This is a genomic window from Photobacterium rosenbergii (assembly GCF_003026455.1).
Taxonomy (GTDB): Bacteria; Pseudomonadota; Gammaproteobacteria; order Enterobacterales; family Vibrionaceae; genus Photobacterium; species Photobacterium rosenbergii.
On record NZ_PYMB01000005.1, the window covers coordinates 158200 to 177167 of the forward strand.

Genomic DNA, 18968 nt, shown 5'->3' on the forward strand with positions numbered 1-18968 from the left:
GCCAGTTGTCCACTCACGCATATACTGCAAGTAGTTATCTGAGCCCTTACAACGCTCAGGAGATGCCGAGTTCCTTGCGTCTCGCCAACCATCTCTAGCGGTGCAGCTCTCATTAAGTTTTACTTTCTCTGCCTGAGTCATAACTGTCTTACTTGATATGTATTGCGTATCTTCAGCGTGTACAGGGCTAATGACAAAGCATGCCATGATAATTAACATTTTAGATATAAATAACGATTTCATTTTATACTCCCTCTTATTTATTATTGACACTATTTATATTCTTATAGTTAAAATAAAGCACAAATGCCAATTCAAGACAAGATTATATTTAATTAATCAAAATAGTGGCTTTCGATGAATAGCAAAAAACACCATAACACAGAAAAGCATAACCCGTTGAATCAATTACTAAAAATTCAGCACTGGCAATAATGAGCCTTAGTCGAACTTTATTCCATAATTAAACACAATAAATTAAAGCAAATATATTCAGTCCGTATTCAAGATATCAGTTAATTTATCACACCAATATTATCAATATTCAATTCGATTATTATTCGATATTATTTCGATTAATAATCAAAAGCCCTTTCTCACTGAAAGGGCTTCAATTCAGACTATCTTCAGTAGATGTCATCGTTTATTTTCGGCTGGGGATAAGCCCCGCATTTATGTCGAAAATATCTTGCTCACTAAGCGAACCAGTAGCCTGCTTCAACTGTAGCGTGCTTAGAATGTAGTTATAGCGGGCACTTGATAAGCTTTGGTTCGCCGAATACAGCCGCCTTGTTGCATCCAGCACATCGACAATGGTTCTTGTCCCGACATCAAAACCCGCTTCTGTTGCTTCCAATGCGGTTTGGGCTGAAACGACAACCTGTTCAAATGCCTGAATCGAGCCTATGGATGCGACAATATCATTATTGTTACTGTACACAGTCCTCTGCACACCCCGGTAACTGGCCTCAAGCTGTTCACTTGCCGAAACATAATCATATTGAGCAATTTTGACTTGAGAAGTGATAGCCCCGCCAGTGTAAAGAGGTACCGACAAGTTAACCCCTAATGTGTACATGGTGCCATCACCATCCTGAGAACCCAGGTAACTATTGGAAATATCTTGGTAGCTGTAATTACCATTAAATGTTAATTCCGGCAGGCGGCTTGCCTTTGCGAGGGAAATCGCATTGCGGGCAATATCTTGTCCAATTCTTGCAGCAAGCAGGGACAAATTTTGCTGCTGGGCCTGTTCAAGCAAGGCCTGAATAGGTAATGGCTGTGGCGAGGCACTGAACCTTGCAACATCGAGTTCATCAATGTCGGTATATTCTATGCCTGTAATTTCCCGCAGGCTCTCGAAACTGTTGGCTACTTCGTTTTTTGCCAAAATTTCATTGGCTAACACCGCATCATACTGGGCCTGAGCATCGTGTACGTCAGTAATTGCGGATAACCCCACATCAAAACGCTGTTGGGTTTGCTCAAGTTGGCGTCCAACTGCACGCTTTTCAGCCTGTACAAAACGTAAGTTATCCTGTGCGCTCAGTACAGCAAAGTAACCTGTGCTAACCCTTAGTATCAGGCTCTGTTGCTCAGTCGCATAAATAGCATCTGCCTGACGGGCTTGCTGTTCTGCCAATGCAAGGGAAACCCAACTAGAACGGTTGTATAGTTGCTGTGAAAAACCTACTCCAACCATTGCCGTGTTCCGGTCGAAGCTACCCATGTCATTACTACGGGTAACATCATATCCTGCGGCCAGGCTGATTTGGGGCAGCAATACACTCTGGCTGCTATTGATAGCTTCAAAAGCCGCATCCCGCTGCGCCGCTATTTGCAATAGTTGGGGGTCATACTGTTTCGCTTGTTCATAAACCTGAACAAGATCAGAGGCATAAGCTCCATTTGCCACAGAGCTGCAAAGTAGAAAAGCAATGCTGCAACAAGCATGCTTTTGAGCATTTTGTTTTATCATTCAAAGATACATCCAAGGCTAGGCCCCTCCCCCACAAAAAGCCCATGGGGGAGAGGTGAATTTATTTATCGAACCGAACGCGATAAAGCAATGAATAAACCACTGGCAACACAAGAAGTGTCAGGATAGTGGCGAAGGCAAGGCCGAAGATAATGGTGACCGCCATAGACGCGAAGAAAGCATCGAATAACAACGGGCACATTCCCAATACCGTCGTTACGGCAGCCATACACACTGGTCGCATACGGCTGATACTAGCTCGCTGGATAGCGTCTTGTACTTTAAAGCCGCGCCCAAGCTCAATATTGATCTGTTCAACCAATACAATGCCATTTTTCAAGATCATCCCTGACAAGCTCAGTAAGCCAAGTAATGCAGTGAAGGCAAAAGGTATATCTAGCAACAACATCCCTGCAGCAACACCAATAATAGCCAGTGGAACTGTCGACCATATCGCCAGCGGCTGGCGAATGGTGTTAAACAGGAACACAGTGATCAAGAACATGGCAAGGTAACCTAGCGGCAGTGAACTGAACAATGCCTGCTGAGCCATTTGTGACACCTCGTACTCCCCTCCCCATTCCAAGCTGTAGCCAGGGGGTAGAAGTATAGCTTCAACACTTTGCTCCAGGCGCTGCCTCAGTGATTCCGGAGTATCACCACTAAGTGGATCCACATCCGTCATAACCGCAATCATACGGCGCATATTCCGGCGGATAATCAAGGAGTCCTCAAACTCTGGCTTGAAGCCTGTCACTATCTGCTCCATGGGCACATAGCCATTACTCTCGCTGCTCCAGACCATTACATCTCTGATCCTGTTGATATCCGTCCTAACCCCTTCTGGTGCTCTAACGACAATCGGCAGCAGATCCGAACCTTCCCGGTATAAACCAACTGATTGACCAGAGGTATTGAGAAGTAAGGTTGAATCTATATCTGACTTGCTTACACCACTGCGGCGGGCAGCTGCCAAATCAATTTGCGGGCGTAGCATCATGGTCTGCTCACGCCAAGAATGGCGTGTTTCAATAGCCCGTGGTTCCTGGGAAATCACCTCAATAGCTTGGTCGGCAAGTTGGCGCAAGACGACAGGGTCCGGGCCATAGAAACGTGCTTCGATATTGGCAGCAGGTGCAGGCCCCAACTGCATGAGTTTGATTTTATGTTCAATATCCGCATGCTGTGTGTCTAACATGTTTCGGATCTGTGGGATGAGGTGCTGAATCGTTTCCAGATCTTCTGCCTGAACTAACATCTGTCCATAGCTCGGGTAGATCATTTCTGGTGTATAGGTTAAAACAAAGCGCTGGGCTCCCATTCCCATCACCGACGTGACTTTCTCAACCCCTTCCAGATTTGAAATTTCATTCTCAAGCGTAGCTAATTTTTCTGATGTTGCATTGATGTCTGAGCCTTGCTGCATCCAAACATCGACAAAAAACAATGGTGTATTAGCCGGCGGGAAAAATGCTTGCTTCACATGGCCAAAGCCGACCAATGCCGCAATCAGGATCGCCATGGTTGCAGTCATCGACAGAATACGGTGGCGCAACGCTTTTGCCAGAATAAATCGGTAGGCTTGGAAAACCACTGACTGGTAAGGGTCAATTTCTCCTTGCTCGTTTCCACCCTGCTCAATGTCGTCCTTGAACAACAGGTCACAGAAAAACGGTGTCAGTGTGATTGCAAAAAACCAGCTTAGCGATAACGCAATAAGAAGGACATAAAACAGCGAACCGAGGAAATCCCCCGTCGTATCCGGTGACAGGCCAATAGGTGCAAATGCGATAATGGCGATCGCCGTTGCGCCCAATAATGGGAATTGGGTTTGGGAAACCACCTCTTTGATTGACTCTGCTTTACTCAAGCCACGCTTGATACCAACGATAACCCCTTCGGTAATTACAATGGCGTTATCAACCAGCATCCCTAAAGCGATGATTAGAGCTCCCAGTGAGATAATTTGGATCTCAATACCGAGTAGATTCATCCCGACAAAGGTGCCCAAAATTGTCAACAGCAATACCGCCCCCATAATCAGGCCTGATTTTAGCCCCATGGTAAACAGCAAAACGACAATAACGATGGCTATCGATACAAATAGGTTAACGATGAATTCATTAACGGATTGATCAACCGCCGCCGACTGGTCATAAACCGGCTCAACATAAATGCCCAGCGGCCGATCAGACTTAAGCTCCTCAAGGCGGGATTTGACCGCATTACCGACATCAACCACATTCACATTGTCTTTGAATGCAATACCCAGCGAAATAGCCTTGGTGCCATTATCCCGGTACAGGTTAAATGGCGTGTCATCGTACTGGTAATCGATAGAGGCAATATCACCTAAGCGGATCAGGTGATTGGAACCTGGAGGGCTGACGATCAATTGTTCTAGTTGCTCAAATTCAGAGAACTCACCGGTAGGGTGAAAACGGACAGCCTGTTGACCAATCCGCAACTGGCCAGCATTCGACACCACATTTTGGTTATTCAGCAAACCAAAAATCCAATTCGGGTCTAACCCCAACGCATTGAGTTTGCTCTGCTCAATTTCAATGACGACATTCTTATCGACCAAGCCAGCAACAGACACCTTGGACACCCCATTGAGCATCCCAAGATCTCGCCTTAGCCGATCAGCATAATGCTTCAAGTCACTATAGCTGTAATCTTCCGTACTAAGGTTGAAGAGCATCCCATAGACATCGCCGAATTCATCGATCACTTGCGGCGACATTGCACCCGGAGGTAAGTAAGGAGTCAAGTCTTCAAGTTTTTTCCTAAGTGTTGCCCATGTTTCGGGATGAGCACTGACAGGGTACTTTTCATCAAGCTCAACCAATATTTGCGAAAGGCCCGGGCTATTGTAAGCCGTGATATATTTCACCGCTTCAAGCTCCAGAATTTCCTTTTCTATCTGAACAGTCACTTCTTCTTCAACCTGCTCAGCAGAAGCGCCGGGATAAGCGGTATTTACCAATGCCAATGGCAAGGGAAAGCCTGGAAACTCTAATTTGCCCAAACCAAGGAACGAAACACTACCGCCAACCAGTAGCAACACGACCACTAACCAGCTTATTACTTTGTTTTTTATTGAATATTCAGCCAAGCTCATGCTACATACCCCGTTCACGAATAAGTGGCTTAACCTGCATTCCATCGACTAAGCGCGTCAGACCCGCAGTCACAACCTGCTCGTCTGGTGCTAGGTCACCCACCACGAAAACATGTTCCCCACTGATGCTTGCAATAGTGATATCACGTGGTGAAACCGTGGCCGTCTGCGGGTTGTATACCCATACCTGGGCATTTGATGTCTGGTCACTCGTCAAGACAGCGGTAAGAGGCAATGGAAACTGCTTGGTTTCCCCTTTATCGAGGTAGAGCTGGTCAAAGTCGATCTCAACCGTTGCCCCCATCCCGGCATATAAGGTCAGGTCATCGGGCTTAGGTAAGCTGAACACAACCTCATAAGACTGGGTTCCCTGGGTCTCTTGGGTCGCATGTTGTTTATAGGAAACCTCGTATCGTTTCTCGTTACCGGCATCACCAAATATCACCTGAGGGCGATAGCTGAGATCGACGCTATCTTGTTGTAATTGAGAAAGAATTCTTGCTGGCAATTGAATACGGACATCTAAGACATCGGTATTTTGCAGCATCATCACTGTTTGCTGGGGTTGAATATATTGGTGGTTTTCAACAAAGATTTGCGAAATTTGACCGGAAAAAGGCGCTGAAATACGGCTATCAGCCAACCTATCTTGGCTTAGAGTCAAAGAGGCTTTGGTTGCCTGTAACTGCGCGACAGCATTATCAAAATCAGCCCGGGAAACCATCTTTTTATCTAATAACTGCTCAATACGTTTGAAATTAAGCTCCGCCAACTTAAAATCTGCTTCGCGTAATTTCAATTCATTGAGATAGTCCCTGTCATCAACGGCAGCAAGCAACTCTCCCTGGTTAACTTGATCACCTGGTAATTTAGAAAACTCGGTCAACCGCCCGGCAACTTGAAATGACACCTCAACTTCTTTATTAGCTGAAAGCTGTGCCGGAAAATGTCGGATATTATTAGCTTGTAGTTCCCCGAGCGTTGCCAACTTCACCGGGCGCACAACGGGAACAGTGTTTTCAGCCGTCACAGCTTCATTACACCCTGACAGCACACCTAACAATGCAATGGCTGTGACACTCATGCAGATACGCCGACCTGCCTTCCTTGTTTTGATAAACATATGACACCACTTTCGAATTAAATGCGAATATTATTCGGGCATTGTTCAATAAAGTCCCTTACAACTGTTTATTAGAAATACCCATGAGTTATTTGGAAAATGAAAAGGCATAAGCTGCTGTTGGGTTCTTCTCTTGTACATAGCGGGGAAAAACGCTAACCAGCACCCCTTTCGGTCAACCAATTATCACCAAGTTAAAAACCAATTGATATATTGGCATACCTAAAACATGATCCTTATCACTCGATTGGATCAAATGGCGATTTGCATCAAACTATTAAGGAAAGCAGCTATTCAAACTGAAGACTCAGAGAGCGTGTAGGCGATTTACCAGTGATGGGCTAAGCATTGGTTGGCAATTTCAGGGGGTAGATAATGGTGAGCAAAAAAAAAGCTGGAAGAGAGGCTTAAACCATTTCTCTCAACCAGCAAAAAATCAGTGCAAATACCACAAGGCCTAAATAAAATGGCAAAAAAGATTCGAGGTTTAACAGTTAATTTCAGGAAAAATTAAGCATCAAAAAACAATATTAGGCGTAGGAAATGGCCTTTTCATCAAGGATTGACTTCAGTGCAGTTACAGCAAGGCCGAACTTGCTGGCATCACTTTTTTCAAGCTCTGCAACATCATCATTTTCCAAGTTTTCAAGAGCGGCGAAACCAGCAAAGTTCCCCAAGTGTGGCTCCAAAGACAAAAAGCCGTTGTAGCCGTTATCCGTAATAGATTCAACGATAGCAGCGATCTGACCATCACCATCACCGGCAGGAACAACCGTATCATCAGAAGCTTGTGCATCTTTGATATGGTAGTACAACACGTGTTCTTTCAGCAGTTGGTAGGCTTGCAGCGTATTTTCTTTACACTGGACAAAGTTTGCTGGGTCATACACCAATTTAAAATTGTCTCTATTGACGCTTTGAACTAGGCTCAAACACCTTTCAGAAGTATCACCATAGATATCTTTTTCATTTTCATGCAGCAGGACAATATCGTAAGGCTTAGCCATATCAGCTAACTCAGTCAGCTTTTCAACAACTTGAGTGGCATAATCATCGTGATTTACACCAGACTCCATGAAAAAGCTGAAAATACGCATGTATTTAGACTCTAGCACTTTTGCAACTTCAAGAAGCTGGGCAAACATTTTCTTGTGGGCTTCAAAATCATCTTTAAGGTAGATTTTACCCACTGGCGATCCCAGAGATGATATCTTAAAACCACGTGCATCAAGTTGCTTTTTAATTTCAATGGCTTCTTCTACAGTGACTTCACTAATATTCTTACCATTAACGCCGCGCATTTCGATATGTTTAATACCATGTGTATCTAACACATCCATCTGCGTGGTTAGATCCATATCGATTTCATCAGCAAATGCAGAAAGCAGTACTTTTTTCATATTAATCTCAATTCTTTAATTTACTTTTTTAAGCTGACCAAGGATATCAATCGACTTTATTGAATCAGTAAGGCTGATATACGCCCCTCCTACAGTAAAAGCTTGGTAAAAATGATTGATTGCTTTTTCATGGCTGGCGCCCCAGTAATTTTTACCTGTTTTACCTGGTTGGAAGTCACGCTCTATTTCGGTTAAATCGCCTTCTTGGTCAACCAAGAAAAGTTTACCCAACATATATTTCAGAAGCCCATTTTCAAAATGTAACTCCATTTCTACTGGCGAATTTGTTGAATAGGCATTAGTGCCGTAAAATAGCCCTTTTGCCCCATTTTTAAACTCGAAATAAATCTCAGCTGTGTCGTCTGTATCAATATAATCGTTGAAAGCCTTGATCGAATGACTACCATCAACCTTAACCAGTTCTCCTCCTAACCATTGAACCAAATCAATAGTATGAATGGCTTGGTTGATAATCAGGCTCCCGCCTTCCGTCGTCGTTTTACCTCGCCAATCACTAGCAGCATAGTAACTCTCTGGCTCTCTCTGCCATGTAACATAGCCTTTAATGCCAACGAGTTTACCTAGTGTATTATTATCGACGTACTCCCTCATAACGACTGAAGTCGGGTTGTACCTGTTTTGGAAAGAGACTGCGAGCTTCGCTGTAGAAGCTTCAAGAGCTTTATTAATCTCTTCTGCTTCGTCCATATTCATAACGACAGGTTTTTCAGATATCACATTTATATTTAAAGCAAGAGCTTTAATGATCATCTCTTTATGCAAATAGTGTGGTGTACAGACATGGACAACATCCAGATCTTCACTTGATAGCATTTCATTGTAATCGATATATCCATTACAGTTATATTGGTCAGTTGTTTTCTTTAACACATCCTGCTTCACATCACAGACACTAACCAATTTTGCATTGCTGTTTTTCTCAATGGCATCAAAGTGAATAACAGAGATAGCTCCACAACCAATAACACCGACTTTCAACATAAAGACCTCTCATTACATTTATTATTTTATTTACTAAGTTAATGGTACAAAAATAGAGGTACTGTAATTGGCATAATGCTTCTTATCAGTACCTATATATTTAAGTACTATATAAACCAGTTATTTTTCTTATTAAAAGTATTCGGCGTAACCCAACTTCTTAAGGTTATCCATACTGATTTGCAGAGATTCAAATGGGTCGCGGCCATAGGTATCATCTTGCTCGATTGGCAGGTATTTAACGCCTGTCTCTTCACAAGCCGCAATGATTTCCTTGAAATCAAGGTTACCTTCACCAATTTCAGCAAACTGAATCGTATTGAAGAATACGTCCATATTGCCTTTAGATAGTGCGCCGATAAGATCTTCTTGAGCAGGAGTAACTATACGATAGTCTTTTAAGTGAACGAGTTCTGCTCGGCCAGCCATCTTCTTGATAAATTTAGCAGGGTTCAGACCGGCACGTTGAATCCAGTGAACATCAATTTCAAAACCGATGTTCTCAGCAGATGTGTTTTCAACAAGGTGGTCAAATAGAACTTTTCCGTCTACTTTATCGAACTCACAGTGGTGGTTGTGGTAGAACAATTTAATGCCGTGCTCACGAAGTTTAGCACCCCACTGTTCCATTTCCTTTGCAAATTCAATGAACTTGTCTGCATGACCATAGTGCTGGAATGGAAGAGAGCCTATGCGTAGATATTTAACATCCAGACGTTTTGCATCAGAGACAATCTTGTCAAAGTGCAGGTCGAAAGAGTCAACAGGGAACGACGGGTGAACCTGTTGGGTATAAGCACTTAAAGAACAAATATTCATGCCTAGTTCGTTAACCGCTTTTTCCATCGCAGCCACGTTCTCTTCAGACATATCAACCTGAGAGATTTCAACGGCTTTGAAACCCATGTCGTTAACTTTTTTCAGTGTTTCAAATAGACCTAGCTCTTTGACCTTGCCAGCTAGCATCATCATTTGTACAGCAATTTGAGGTTTAGCCATGATTATGCTTCCTGTGCTTTAGCAATTTTTTCTTCTTCGATCTTCTCTTGTAGCTTCTCGAAGTACAGATCTTCATCGATAGGCAGAGAAACTTCTTCACCCAACCAGCTTGATAAGTGCATTGCATTCGTGATGCTTAGTGCCTTGATACCTTCAGCACCAGGTGCAACTAACTCAGCACCGTCAGAGACTGCAGCAGCGAAGTTCTTCAGGACATCGAAGTGTTGTAGACCCCAAACATTGTCAAACTCGAAAACTTCTTCAGAAATAACATCACCTAAGCCACCGCCCATGAACAAACGCTTCATATCTTCGAAAGATAGGTTGTTGCTGATATTCTGCTCAGTGTCATTTAGTTTCTTAAGGATGATCTTCTTGCTGTCTTCAACAATAATCTTGCCTTTGTCACCTAGGATTTCGAAACGGTCAGTACCTGCAAGGTCATGGACACAAGTGATGAATGCACCTGTCGCGCCGTTTTCGTACTCAACAAGAGCAGTAACGTCATCTTCTACAGCAATGTTACGGTGGCTACCGTAAGCTGCTTTTGCCGTTACTTTTGTTGGCATACCACATAGCCACTGCCATAGGTCGATTTGGTGTGGAGCTTGGTTGATAAGTACACCACCGCCTTCGCCTTCCCAAGTCGCACGCCAGTCACTCATTTGGTAGTAACCTTCAGGGCGCCACCAAGTGGTGATCAACCAGTTTGTACGACGGATAGAACCAATCACATCGCTGTCCATTAGTTCTTTTAGCTTCAGGTAAAGCGGGTTCATACGCTGATTGAACATCATCGCGAATTTAAGATGCGGCTTAGATGCAGCCATCTCATTCATTTCTTTAACTTTCTTGGTGTATACACCCGCTGGCTTATCACATAGAACGTGAATGTCACGATCCATCGCATCCATCGCCATTACTGGGTGGAAGTAGTGAGGAGTTACAACAAGAACTGCGTCAATTAGACCGCTATCTAGCATTTCAATGTGGTTAGTAAAGAAAGGTACATCGGCAATTTCTTTTTCAGCCCATGCTTTACGCTCTTCGCTGATATCACACACAGCGGCAAGTTCTAGACCTTCAACGGTGCCAGTATCCATACCCATGAATTTGCCGTTCTTCATTACTGAAGCATACATAGAGCCTTGTTGGCCGATACCGATAATACCAATTTTAACAGTCATCGCTTTATCCTTAATGAGATTATATCTACTACGTGTTTTGCTCTGTTGGTATTCATTAAAGGAAAATTGGTTTACACATTCAACTGCACAAACCGAAATTGGTGATCCAAATCATATTCATTGGCTCACAAGTCGGAATATTGTCTACCATGTCACACAATAAAAGCGAAAATCAGTATAAATCTAGCAACTAGGCAGGGTTATTGGTTGACCATGACAGGGAAGAGATATGTTTACCCATAAAACCGATAGGTGCTCCCCTTTGCAATCAGGCGAGGTATCTGGAATCCACTAAGCGGAAAAGATAATGAAAAAGAAGACAATTTATGATGCCTCCCTGCACAAGACGAACAGGGAGCGGAATGTGGCGTGGTAGGATAAGAGGAGGTTTTAGCTCAGCGGATACGATTCAAACAGGTAACCATCAAAGCCCTCATCAGAAACATCAGAAAGCTCAAACAGTGTGGTTTTCACATTTTCAAGATGCGTCCACATGGCACGCTTGGCTCCGGCAGGATCTTTTTTCTGTAAGGCCGCCAAGATAGCACCATGGTCGTCGATCCATTTCCTGCAGTAATCTGATGATGAAATATGGCTGTGAAGCTGTTGCCACATTTTGCTGCTGTTTCGCTTCGACCACATCAGTTCAAACACTTCAATTAGAAAAGAGTTTTTACTCGCCTGGGCAATAAGTAGGTGAAATTCTTTATCATATTGGTCAGAACTCTCTCCAGCATCCAGCGCATTTTTCTCATTTTGCAAGGCCTGACGTAACTTGAATATTTCAGCCTTTGTAATGTGATGGGCAGCCAACTCAGCCACGTTACTTTCGACCAGTTGCCGCCCTTGCAACATTTCAAAAGGGCCAATATCACCGTCATCAAACTGGGAAACAACGTCGCTAGATGGATCGTCATGGCCTGGCAATGCTGTGACATAAACACCAGAGCCCTTTCTTACCTCAACCAGCCCCTCAAGCTCAAGCATGATGATCGCCTCACGGACCACGGTACGACTGACATCATACTCCTCGGCAATTTCGCGCTCTGTTGGAATTTTGTCCCCGACTTCAAAGCCTTGGGATACCAACTTTTTCCTCAGATCCAACCCTATAGAAATATAGCGTCGACCTTGTTTCATCTTCACATCACCAAGAGCTTGTTCAATGACCACGACCACTCCAATTATGGCTTTCAAAGCCATAATCTTACGTTATCTCTTCTGCTATGTGTAGAATCAAAAATCACAGTTCAGCCAAGAAACTTCCAAGCCTCCACCAGCGATATATTGACTAAAGCAACAACATTCAATTTATGCGTACACTCACATTTTGGTAAACCAAAACAACCAAATGGTTGTCCAAACATCATTGAGCATGTACTGTTCCCCCATCTTTGGTATACAAACCTGCTAAACAGCAAGGAAGTCATTAAGTTGGGAGTGGCGTTATGGAACATATCAGTCAGCAAGCCAATGACTCAGGTTCAACTTGCCCAGTTAATCAGGGTAGTACTGAAAAGGGTTATTCAAGCATCAATCAATTTGCAGTTAATCTCGATGAGATCAGCAACCTTCTTCAACAAGACAAATGGGTGCAACAGCACAAAGAATGGCTTGTTAACTTGGTCAATGTTGGTATCAAAACGGTGAATTACTCATTCTACTCAAACTCCCAGCAGGAAAATGCCAGTATTGATGACTGCAATTCAAAAGACAGCGGTTCACTCTATTCACGGATGATAGCTGCAGCAGCATTTGATTTGTTCATTTTACGAATTCCTGATGCAGAGATGCTTTATAGTGAAAAAGAAATATCCCATGCCTCTGCTTATTTCCAATCATTAACAGCAGAGCAACTCGCAGCGTTAACTTCAACGTTGGGAATGGGCTCACCATTAGCTGTTGATACTCATGCGTTAAGCCATAAGGCGAAAGAAAACAATAAATCTATTCAGCGTTTCCTTGATTTCTTCACCTCAATTTTCAGGGAGCTGAGATTAAACGTGCTGCATGAATCAGAAGAAATGAGTCATCAACCTCATGCTTCTTTTCTACCGCACCCAAAAGAAACCAACTTTTTTAATAAAGCGACATGTTTGTTCTAAGTATCAAGCATTGAGCAATTTATATTATTTACTTTCCAATAATCGGAGACACTATGAGCACCGAAAAGTACACCCTTTGCTGGGATGATAACTCGATCCCCCACAGGCTATGGCTTGAGCCTGAGGGAACCTCCTCACGATTAGTCATGGAGGTGATAAAAGATGTTACCCCTGAGATATTATCTGTAACACTGCCGTTTAGCCCTCAAACCGTTGCTGAACGCTGGGGCGGTTCAGCGATACCGGTTAGTCCAGCATTTGACGACGGGCGTCTATTCACCCAAACCAGGGTGCTTTTCAACTTACCCACGGGCTGCGTGCTGTGGACTGTGACACATATTATGCAACCAAATGGCAAGAAAATGTCAGCAGATAAATTGGCGTTTATTCCAAACCTGAGGGCTAATGAGCAAAGTCTACAGGCTCTTTGGTCTTCTATTGAATAATTAATAGCTTTTCTGGCTATTTACTAAAGACAAACAACCTAGCTCTCCGTAACAATATAATGAAAGTGGATGCTCAATTGGGCAGTAATTACTTCATCTATCATGTTATGGCAGCTTGATTTCATTTTTACTGACTCACAAATGAATTAATGATGAAGAAAAACTATAACATTATTCATAATGAACCCAAACGAGCCTATCAAGAAGTCGGGATCACTTTAAGAAATTGGATTACTGACGGGAAATACAATATTGGTGAAAAACTCCCTCCCGAACGAAATATTGCCGAGCAATTAGCAGTCAGCAGGGCTGTTGTCAGGGAAGCAATTATTATGCTTGAACTTGAAAACCTTGTTGAGGTGCGTAAAGGCTCAGGCGTATATATCATCAATACCCCCAACCAAACCCAATATGTTGAAACAGGAATGATTGATGATTCAGGCCCTTTTGAGATGTTGCAAGCCAGGCAATTACTGGAGAGCAACATTGCAGAATTTGCTGCAATGCAAGTGACCCCCGGTGATATTGCCCGTATGCGAGAAGCGCTTGATCTCGAACTAAAAGAACTAGCCAGCGGTCAATCAGAGTATAAGGGAGATGAGCAATTCCATTTATGTATTGCAGAAGCCACGCAAAACACTGTTCTTGTCGATATGCTGAAACACTCCTGGGTACGTCGGGAAAGCAGCCCTATGTGGCAAAAGCTTCACTCACGCATCCTTGATCAAGACTATCGTCAGGAATGGATTGAAGATCACAAGCGGATTTTATCCGCGATGATGCGTAAAGATCCGGTAGCCGCTAAAAGTGGAATGTGGCAACACCTTGAAAATGTGAAACAACAGCTACTAAAGCTCTCTGATATCGATGATCCGGACTTTGATGGGTATTTATTTAACTCTAATCCTGTCGTCCTTCTCAACCAAGAGAGATAGCCTTAGCATTGATGATATACATCCAATCTATTTGTTCGGTTGTAAGAAAAGCTCCAACGATCAAAAAAGCCAACACCTAAGTGTTGGCTTTTGTCTTTTATTTCAATGATTAAAATGTTGCTGCTACCGGAAGTGCCGCTTGGGTAACTTCTTGTTCGGTGCTGTCTGCCTGCTCTAGCCAAGTCATCAGTAGTTTATAGCCTAGACCCAGAACCACCGCACCAACAAACAACCCGATAATACCTGACATCATCATACCGCCCAGTGCACCCAGTAGAATTACCAACATCGGAATATCTACACCACGGCCCATCAACATTGGTTTCAGTACTGCATCACTCGCACTTACCAGAATACCCCACACTGTAAATAGTACCGCAACGGTTGTTGTCTCTACTGCGAACAGGTATGCCATCACCGGACCTAGAACCAAAATGGGTGGTAGTTGGATAATCGCCAGAATCAATACCGCAAGCATCCACAGACCTGTTGCCGGTACACCTGCAACTCCCATACCCAATCCAGCTAATACCGCCTGAATAACCGCTACACCAATTACGCCCTGAACCACACTACGAACTGTTGCAATTGAAAGACCAACATACTCTTCACCCTTGTCACCCAACAGACGCGAAACAACTTTGTTCGCCATCGCCTTACAGCGTCCGGCATTGCTCATCACTACACCTGAAATCAAAATTGAAATGATGAACTGAACAACACTGCCACCTAGGCTACCTACCGCAGATAAACCACTAGATACAAAAGCTTTTACTTGTGGCGCATACGTTTCCAATGCACTTTCAAGGTTGGTCGCCGATAGGCTCCAGGCTTTATGCAGCGGCTCACCGACAACCGGAATTTCCGCTACTGATGCCTCAGGATGAGGGATCACCAAGGTGCCTTCTGTTACCGACGTTGCGACTTCTTGAGTCGTGCTGAACACTGCGCCAGAGAACCAGACTGTCGGTATTAGCAGGGCTGCAAGTGCCACGAGAGTCACCAACATACTCCCCTTGCCCTGAGAGAGCGAAAAGCGTTTCATCAACCCTTTGACCAAAGGCATCAGAGCGATGGCAATAATGGCCCCCCAGACTATGGGTAATAAAAAAGGCTGCAAAATTTGGTAGCAGAAGTACACCACCAGCAGCAACAACATCGCTTTGATGAATGTATCCATTGAGCTTTTGCCCGGGAGTGTTACTAGGAATTGTTGAGCATTCACAATCTACCTCACAAATGGCTTTTATTAACTGATGGGCTCTCGCCCTGACTTGGCTAAATAGTAACCACTTCGATGTCGGTAGACTTACCATTTCACGACAGGCGCAGTATTTTGCTCGCAAAGATAATTGTTCACTTATTCATCATTTAGATTTTTTACTCTAAATAGATCGCATACTCTTTCTCTTGCATTCCTTCGGGATGTTAGTACCCATTACGTGAAATTAGCGTCCGCCATTGGTACAAAGGTCTCTTTCCCTCCTACCATCACTAACCAACGAATTGAAGAGACCTTTTCTTTCCCACTTCCACTACTTTTCGCTACAAACTGTGGCAAGTTTAGCGATCGCCCGTTATCATCCCCTCTTTTGCGACACTTATGAATAAACATGCACATTAAAATGCTTTTAGTGGCAGCTTTATGCAGCGCACCCGTATTGGCTGATGATAATAGCTGGAAAGAGCTAACAACAAATGGCTGGTTAACCACCACAACACAATGGGAACAGGATGATCCTCAGAGTGCGCATATATCAAGAATGCGGGGCTTGGACTTTGCAACCCAATACACCATATCGGCAACCATTGCCCATTCGGAGTCCGGAAAGCAAAAGCTCTATTTCAATTTCTTTAGCCTCAACAGTGAATACATGTGTAAGCCAAGTACAGAGGCCAGCACAATTGTCGCCCAAGTCAACGGTTCCACAGTACGCTTCAAGCACTGGTGCATTCATGATGCGACTTACAAGGATTTTTACTTTTCATCTATGACTGCGAAATCAGCCAAAGAGGCAAAGTTTGTCCTTAATGCCCTTCGCCACGCACCTGCAACGGTCAACTTTAAAAACGACCGTTTCGAGCTAGATTTTCCTGCCATCGGCTTTGCCCAGGCATGGCAAGCTTCAAAGGGAAACACAAACGCTTGGAACCCTTCGGTGCAGGATGTGCTCTAGCCACTAAGCAGCCAACCCTATTTACGTTAGCTTGGTTAATCACTGATAGGCCAAGCTCTCTTGCCCTTCAAAGCTGCCACTCCACACAATCGGTGAATATAATTCGACACGCATGTCACAATTTCATTGCAAACCAAGATCTTGTGTCCAAACGCAGCAATTCATCCCCCAGAGACAAAAATCCACCTCATTCAATCCAGCGCTCAACTATGCAGGTAACTCACCGTTTGCAAAGGAAAATTCATTTCTAGCAGAATAAAACCACCCCCTCTAATCAAATGTTTAGGTTATGCAAATTACGCATATAAACGCAGGTGGTGCAGCCGTGATCCTGCTCGCAACGCCGTAATATTCAAAACCTATACCCTCTTAGCATCCCACGGGATAACAACAAAACAAGATACGATCAAATTCTATGAGGGAATATAATGAACACGAACAAATTACGCCCTGTAGCCCTTGTCATCATGACGTTAACAGCCCTTGCCGGCTGTAACGATGAAACCACCTACATTGAGCAACCTAAACAGATCGAAGATCCTGCTCGACAGTTGCGATCCGTGTTTGACGGCTATCAAGAGGCCATCGACACCCTCGACAGCACCAAGTTCGGCCAGATCACCGACCAGATGGCTAGCTCACGCCAAGCGGTAGACCGCATGTACTTGGACAAACTAGAAAATATTGACCGCAGTGCTTTATCTGATGAAGATAAAATCTACTACGACACCTTCCAATTCGACCGCAATATTGCTATCCGAGGCGCATCACTGCCCAACCCAAGGTTCGGTACCTTCGATATCCCAATCACCCACTTCAAGAATGACATCACTCGGAATGCCAAGAAAGCAGGCGCAGAACAAAAAACGTCTGAAGACTACCATAAGCACCTCCAAGTGATCCGGGAGTTCACCGCCTGGACCAACAATCTGCACTCGCAATACAATTTGGGTATGGTCGATAAAACCCAGCTACCAAAAGTGCTGATTACCCGACTTGTGAGTAGTACCAAAGAAGTCCTGGAGGTTGGCAATGACCCATATGGCTTGCTCAAGTTCGGGCTCAATGACATTGAGAAACACCAGAATCAATATGATGAAGATTTTGTCCGTGAATACACAAAAGCGGTTAATGATGCTCAAGGGGCAGTCACCGGATTGATAACGTTCCTTGAAACCGATTATTACGTTAATAATGCCAGAGAAGAAAGCGGGGACAAAACAGATACTAATATCGGCTGGGGCGACCTGCCTAACGGTCAAGCTTGGTACCAATGGCAATTAGACCGCAACAGTACCACTGGCAAGCCTGCGATGGAACTAAACCAACTTGGCGAAGATCTGGTGGCCGATGCCAAGGCCGAAATGATCCGCGTGGCCGAACTTGTGGTCAAAAAACGGAGTGCAACCCCAACCGCTGACTGGCGTGATAGCAATAGTGGTATAGTCAGTGAAAGGCAATTCAACCTGCTGGATCAAAACGGCAATATCAACCTCAATGAATTCTTCGACTACCTCAACACTGAACAATTTTTCTTTGGCCGTGATGGTAAAAATGTCTCCGGTACTGAATACGCCGAACTTTGCCAGGCAGCCTCCGACCAAAGCGCCTGCGAATCGGCCCTGGTCGATTACAACACCTTCAAGCATGACGCCAATGACGTTGTCGCCAAATACTTCAAGCCAATCAAGACCGATTACACCATTGTCCCTATCCCCGCGAATCGCGAAGGGTATGACGGGGTTGGCTCATACGGCAGCAACAAGTTCAACCTCAACACCCACCCAGATTACAGCTTGCAGAAATGGAATGTCTCAACGCTATTGCTCCATGAAGCTGCACCGGGGCACCACTTCCAGAATGCCTACTCAATTGAATACCCACCAGCAGACAAACCTGATTATATCAAGAACGTCTGGTACACCGCCTATGCCGAAGGCTGGGCCCTCTACACTGAGTGGCTAGGGCTAGAAATGGGGATTTATGGCGAACTCAACGACGAAGGTAAACCAACATTCCTCAATGCCACCGGCATGTGTAAACTCGATCTCGACTACACCACTTTCCAGGGGGGCATTTATACCGATGCTGAGGAGTGTAATGCCCTGCAGTATTTCGGCAGCCTCAACGAAGCCCAGCTTCGCAACATGCGCCTTGCAGTTGATACCGGAATCCATGCCAAAGGCTGGAGCATAGAAGAAGCTCAAAAATACATGCAGGCCAACTCCGCTCTGGGTGATGGTGATATTGAGTCAGAGAGCTACCGCTACGCGGCCTATGTCGGCCAAGCGGTATCGTACAAGTCCGGGTTCTTGGTGATCAGGGAAATGCTGGATAAAGCGCAGAGCGAGTTAGGCAGTCAATTCGACTGGGCTGCCTTCCATGACCAGTTATTGAAATACGGCGATCAACCAATGGAAGTGGTTGAAACCAGTATTGAAAACTGGATCAAAGCTCAGAAATAAAGATAAGGAGACGGTTGCCTGTCCGCT

General features: G+C 44.4%; 14 protein-coding genes. 5 read left to right on the forward strand and 9 right to left on the reverse strand.

Annotated elements, in window-relative coordinates; all coding sequences use genetic code 11:
- Window positions 1-643: 643 nt before the first annotated feature.
- The 8 genes from tolC to C9J01_RS14280 form a co-directional block, all read right to left on the reverse strand.
- Window positions 644-1978 (reverse strand): outer membrane channel protein TolC, encoded by a 1335-nt coding sequence (tolC, locus tag C9J01_RS14245; protein WP_107298820.1) that lies wholly within the window; start codon window positions 1976-1978, stop codon window positions 644-646.
- Between the two features lie 61 nt (window positions 1979-2039).
- Complete coding sequence (locus tag C9J01_RS14250; protein WP_107298821.1) at window positions 2040-5102, reverse strand: efflux RND transporter permease subunit; 3063 nt, start codon at window positions 5100-5102, stop codon at window positions 2040-2042.
- A gap of 1 nt (window position 5103) precedes the next feature.
- On the reverse strand, window positions 5104-6225 hold the full coding sequence (locus C9J01_RS14255; RefSeq protein ID WP_107298822.1) for an efflux RND transporter periplasmic adaptor subunit: 1122 nt from the start codon (window positions 6223-6225) through the stop codon (window positions 5104-5106).
- A 530-nt stretch (window positions 6226-6755) separates the two neighbouring features.
- Entirely contained in the window at window positions 6756-7625 is an 870-nt protein-coding gene (locus tag C9J01_RS14260; RefSeq protein WP_107298823.1) for a sugar phosphate isomerase/epimerase family protein, read from the reverse strand.
- A gap of 15 nt (window positions 7626-7640) precedes the next feature.
- Window positions 7641-8627, reverse strand: a complete 987-nt coding sequence (locus tag C9J01_RS14265) for a Gfo/Idh/MocA family protein (RefSeq protein ID WP_107298824.1) — start codon at window positions 8625-8627, stop codon at window positions 7641-7643.
- A gap of 132 nt (window positions 8628-8759) precedes the next feature.
- Complete coding sequence (locus C9J01_RS14270) at window positions 8760-9626, reverse strand: sugar phosphate isomerase/epimerase family protein (protein ID WP_107298825.1); 867 nt, start codon at window positions 9624-9626, stop codon at window positions 8760-8762.
- A 2-nt stretch (window positions 9627-9628) separates the two neighbouring features.
- The gene (locus C9J01_RS14275; RefSeq protein WP_107298826.1) at window positions 9629-10813 is read right to left on the reverse strand and encodes a Gfo/Idh/MocA family protein; all 1185 of its coding nucleotides are present in this window, start codon (window positions 10811-10813) and stop codon (window positions 9629-9631) included.
- 390 nt (window positions 10814-11203) lie between these two features.
- A complete protein-coding gene (locus tag C9J01_RS14280) occupies window positions 11204-11953 on the reverse strand; it encodes an FCD domain-containing protein (protein WP_107298879.1) in 750 nt (249 codons plus the stop codon).
- 308 nt (window positions 11954-12261) lie between these two features.
- Here C9J01_RS14280 and C9J01_RS14285 point away from each other — a divergent pair, with 308 nt between their 5' ends.
- The 3 genes from C9J01_RS14285 (at window position 12262) to C9J01_RS14295 (ending at window position 14299) form a co-directional block, all read left to right on the forward strand.
- The gene (locus C9J01_RS14285; RefSeq protein WP_107298827.1) at window positions 12262-12918 is read left to right on the forward strand and encodes an apurinic/apyrimidinic endonuclease family protein; all 657 of its coding nucleotides are present in this window, start codon (window positions 12262-12264) and stop codon (window positions 12916-12918) included.
- A 53-nt stretch (window positions 12919-12971) separates the two neighbouring features.
- Complete coding sequence (locus C9J01_RS14290) at window positions 12972-13364, forward strand: hypothetical protein (protein ID WP_107298828.1); 393 nt, start codon at window positions 12972-12974, stop codon at window positions 13362-13364.
- A 152-nt stretch (window positions 13365-13516) separates the two neighbouring features.
- Window positions 13517-14299 (forward strand): FCD domain-containing protein, encoded by a 783-nt coding sequence (locus C9J01_RS14295; RefSeq protein WP_107298829.1) that lies wholly within the window; start codon window positions 13517-13519, stop codon window positions 14297-14299.
- Between the two features lie 109 nt (window positions 14300-14408).
- Here the strand turns inward: C9J01_RS14295 and C9J01_RS14300 are convergent, their stop codons facing one another.
- Window positions 14409-15479: an AI-2E family transporter gene (locus C9J01_RS14300; RefSeq protein WP_107298830.1), complete on the reverse strand. Its 1071-nt coding sequence runs from the start codon at window positions 15477-15479 to the stop codon at window positions 14409-14411.
- A gap of 433 nt (window positions 15480-15912) precedes the next feature.
- Between C9J01_RS14300 and C9J01_RS14305 the strand changes: the two genes are divergently transcribed.
- Together C9J01_RS14305 and C9J01_RS14310 are read left to right on the forward strand one after the other, a co-directional pair.
- Complete coding sequence (locus C9J01_RS14305; RefSeq protein ID WP_107298831.1) at window positions 15913-16476, forward strand: hypothetical protein; 564 nt, start codon at window positions 15913-15915, stop codon at window positions 16474-16476.
- Window positions 16477-16904: 428 nt separating this feature from the next.
- Window positions 16905-18941, forward strand: a complete 2037-nt coding sequence (locus tag C9J01_RS14310) for a DUF885 domain-containing protein (protein ID WP_107298832.1) — start codon at window positions 16905-16907, stop codon at window positions 18939-18941.
- The last annotated feature ends 27 nt before the right edge of the window (window positions 18942-18968 follow it).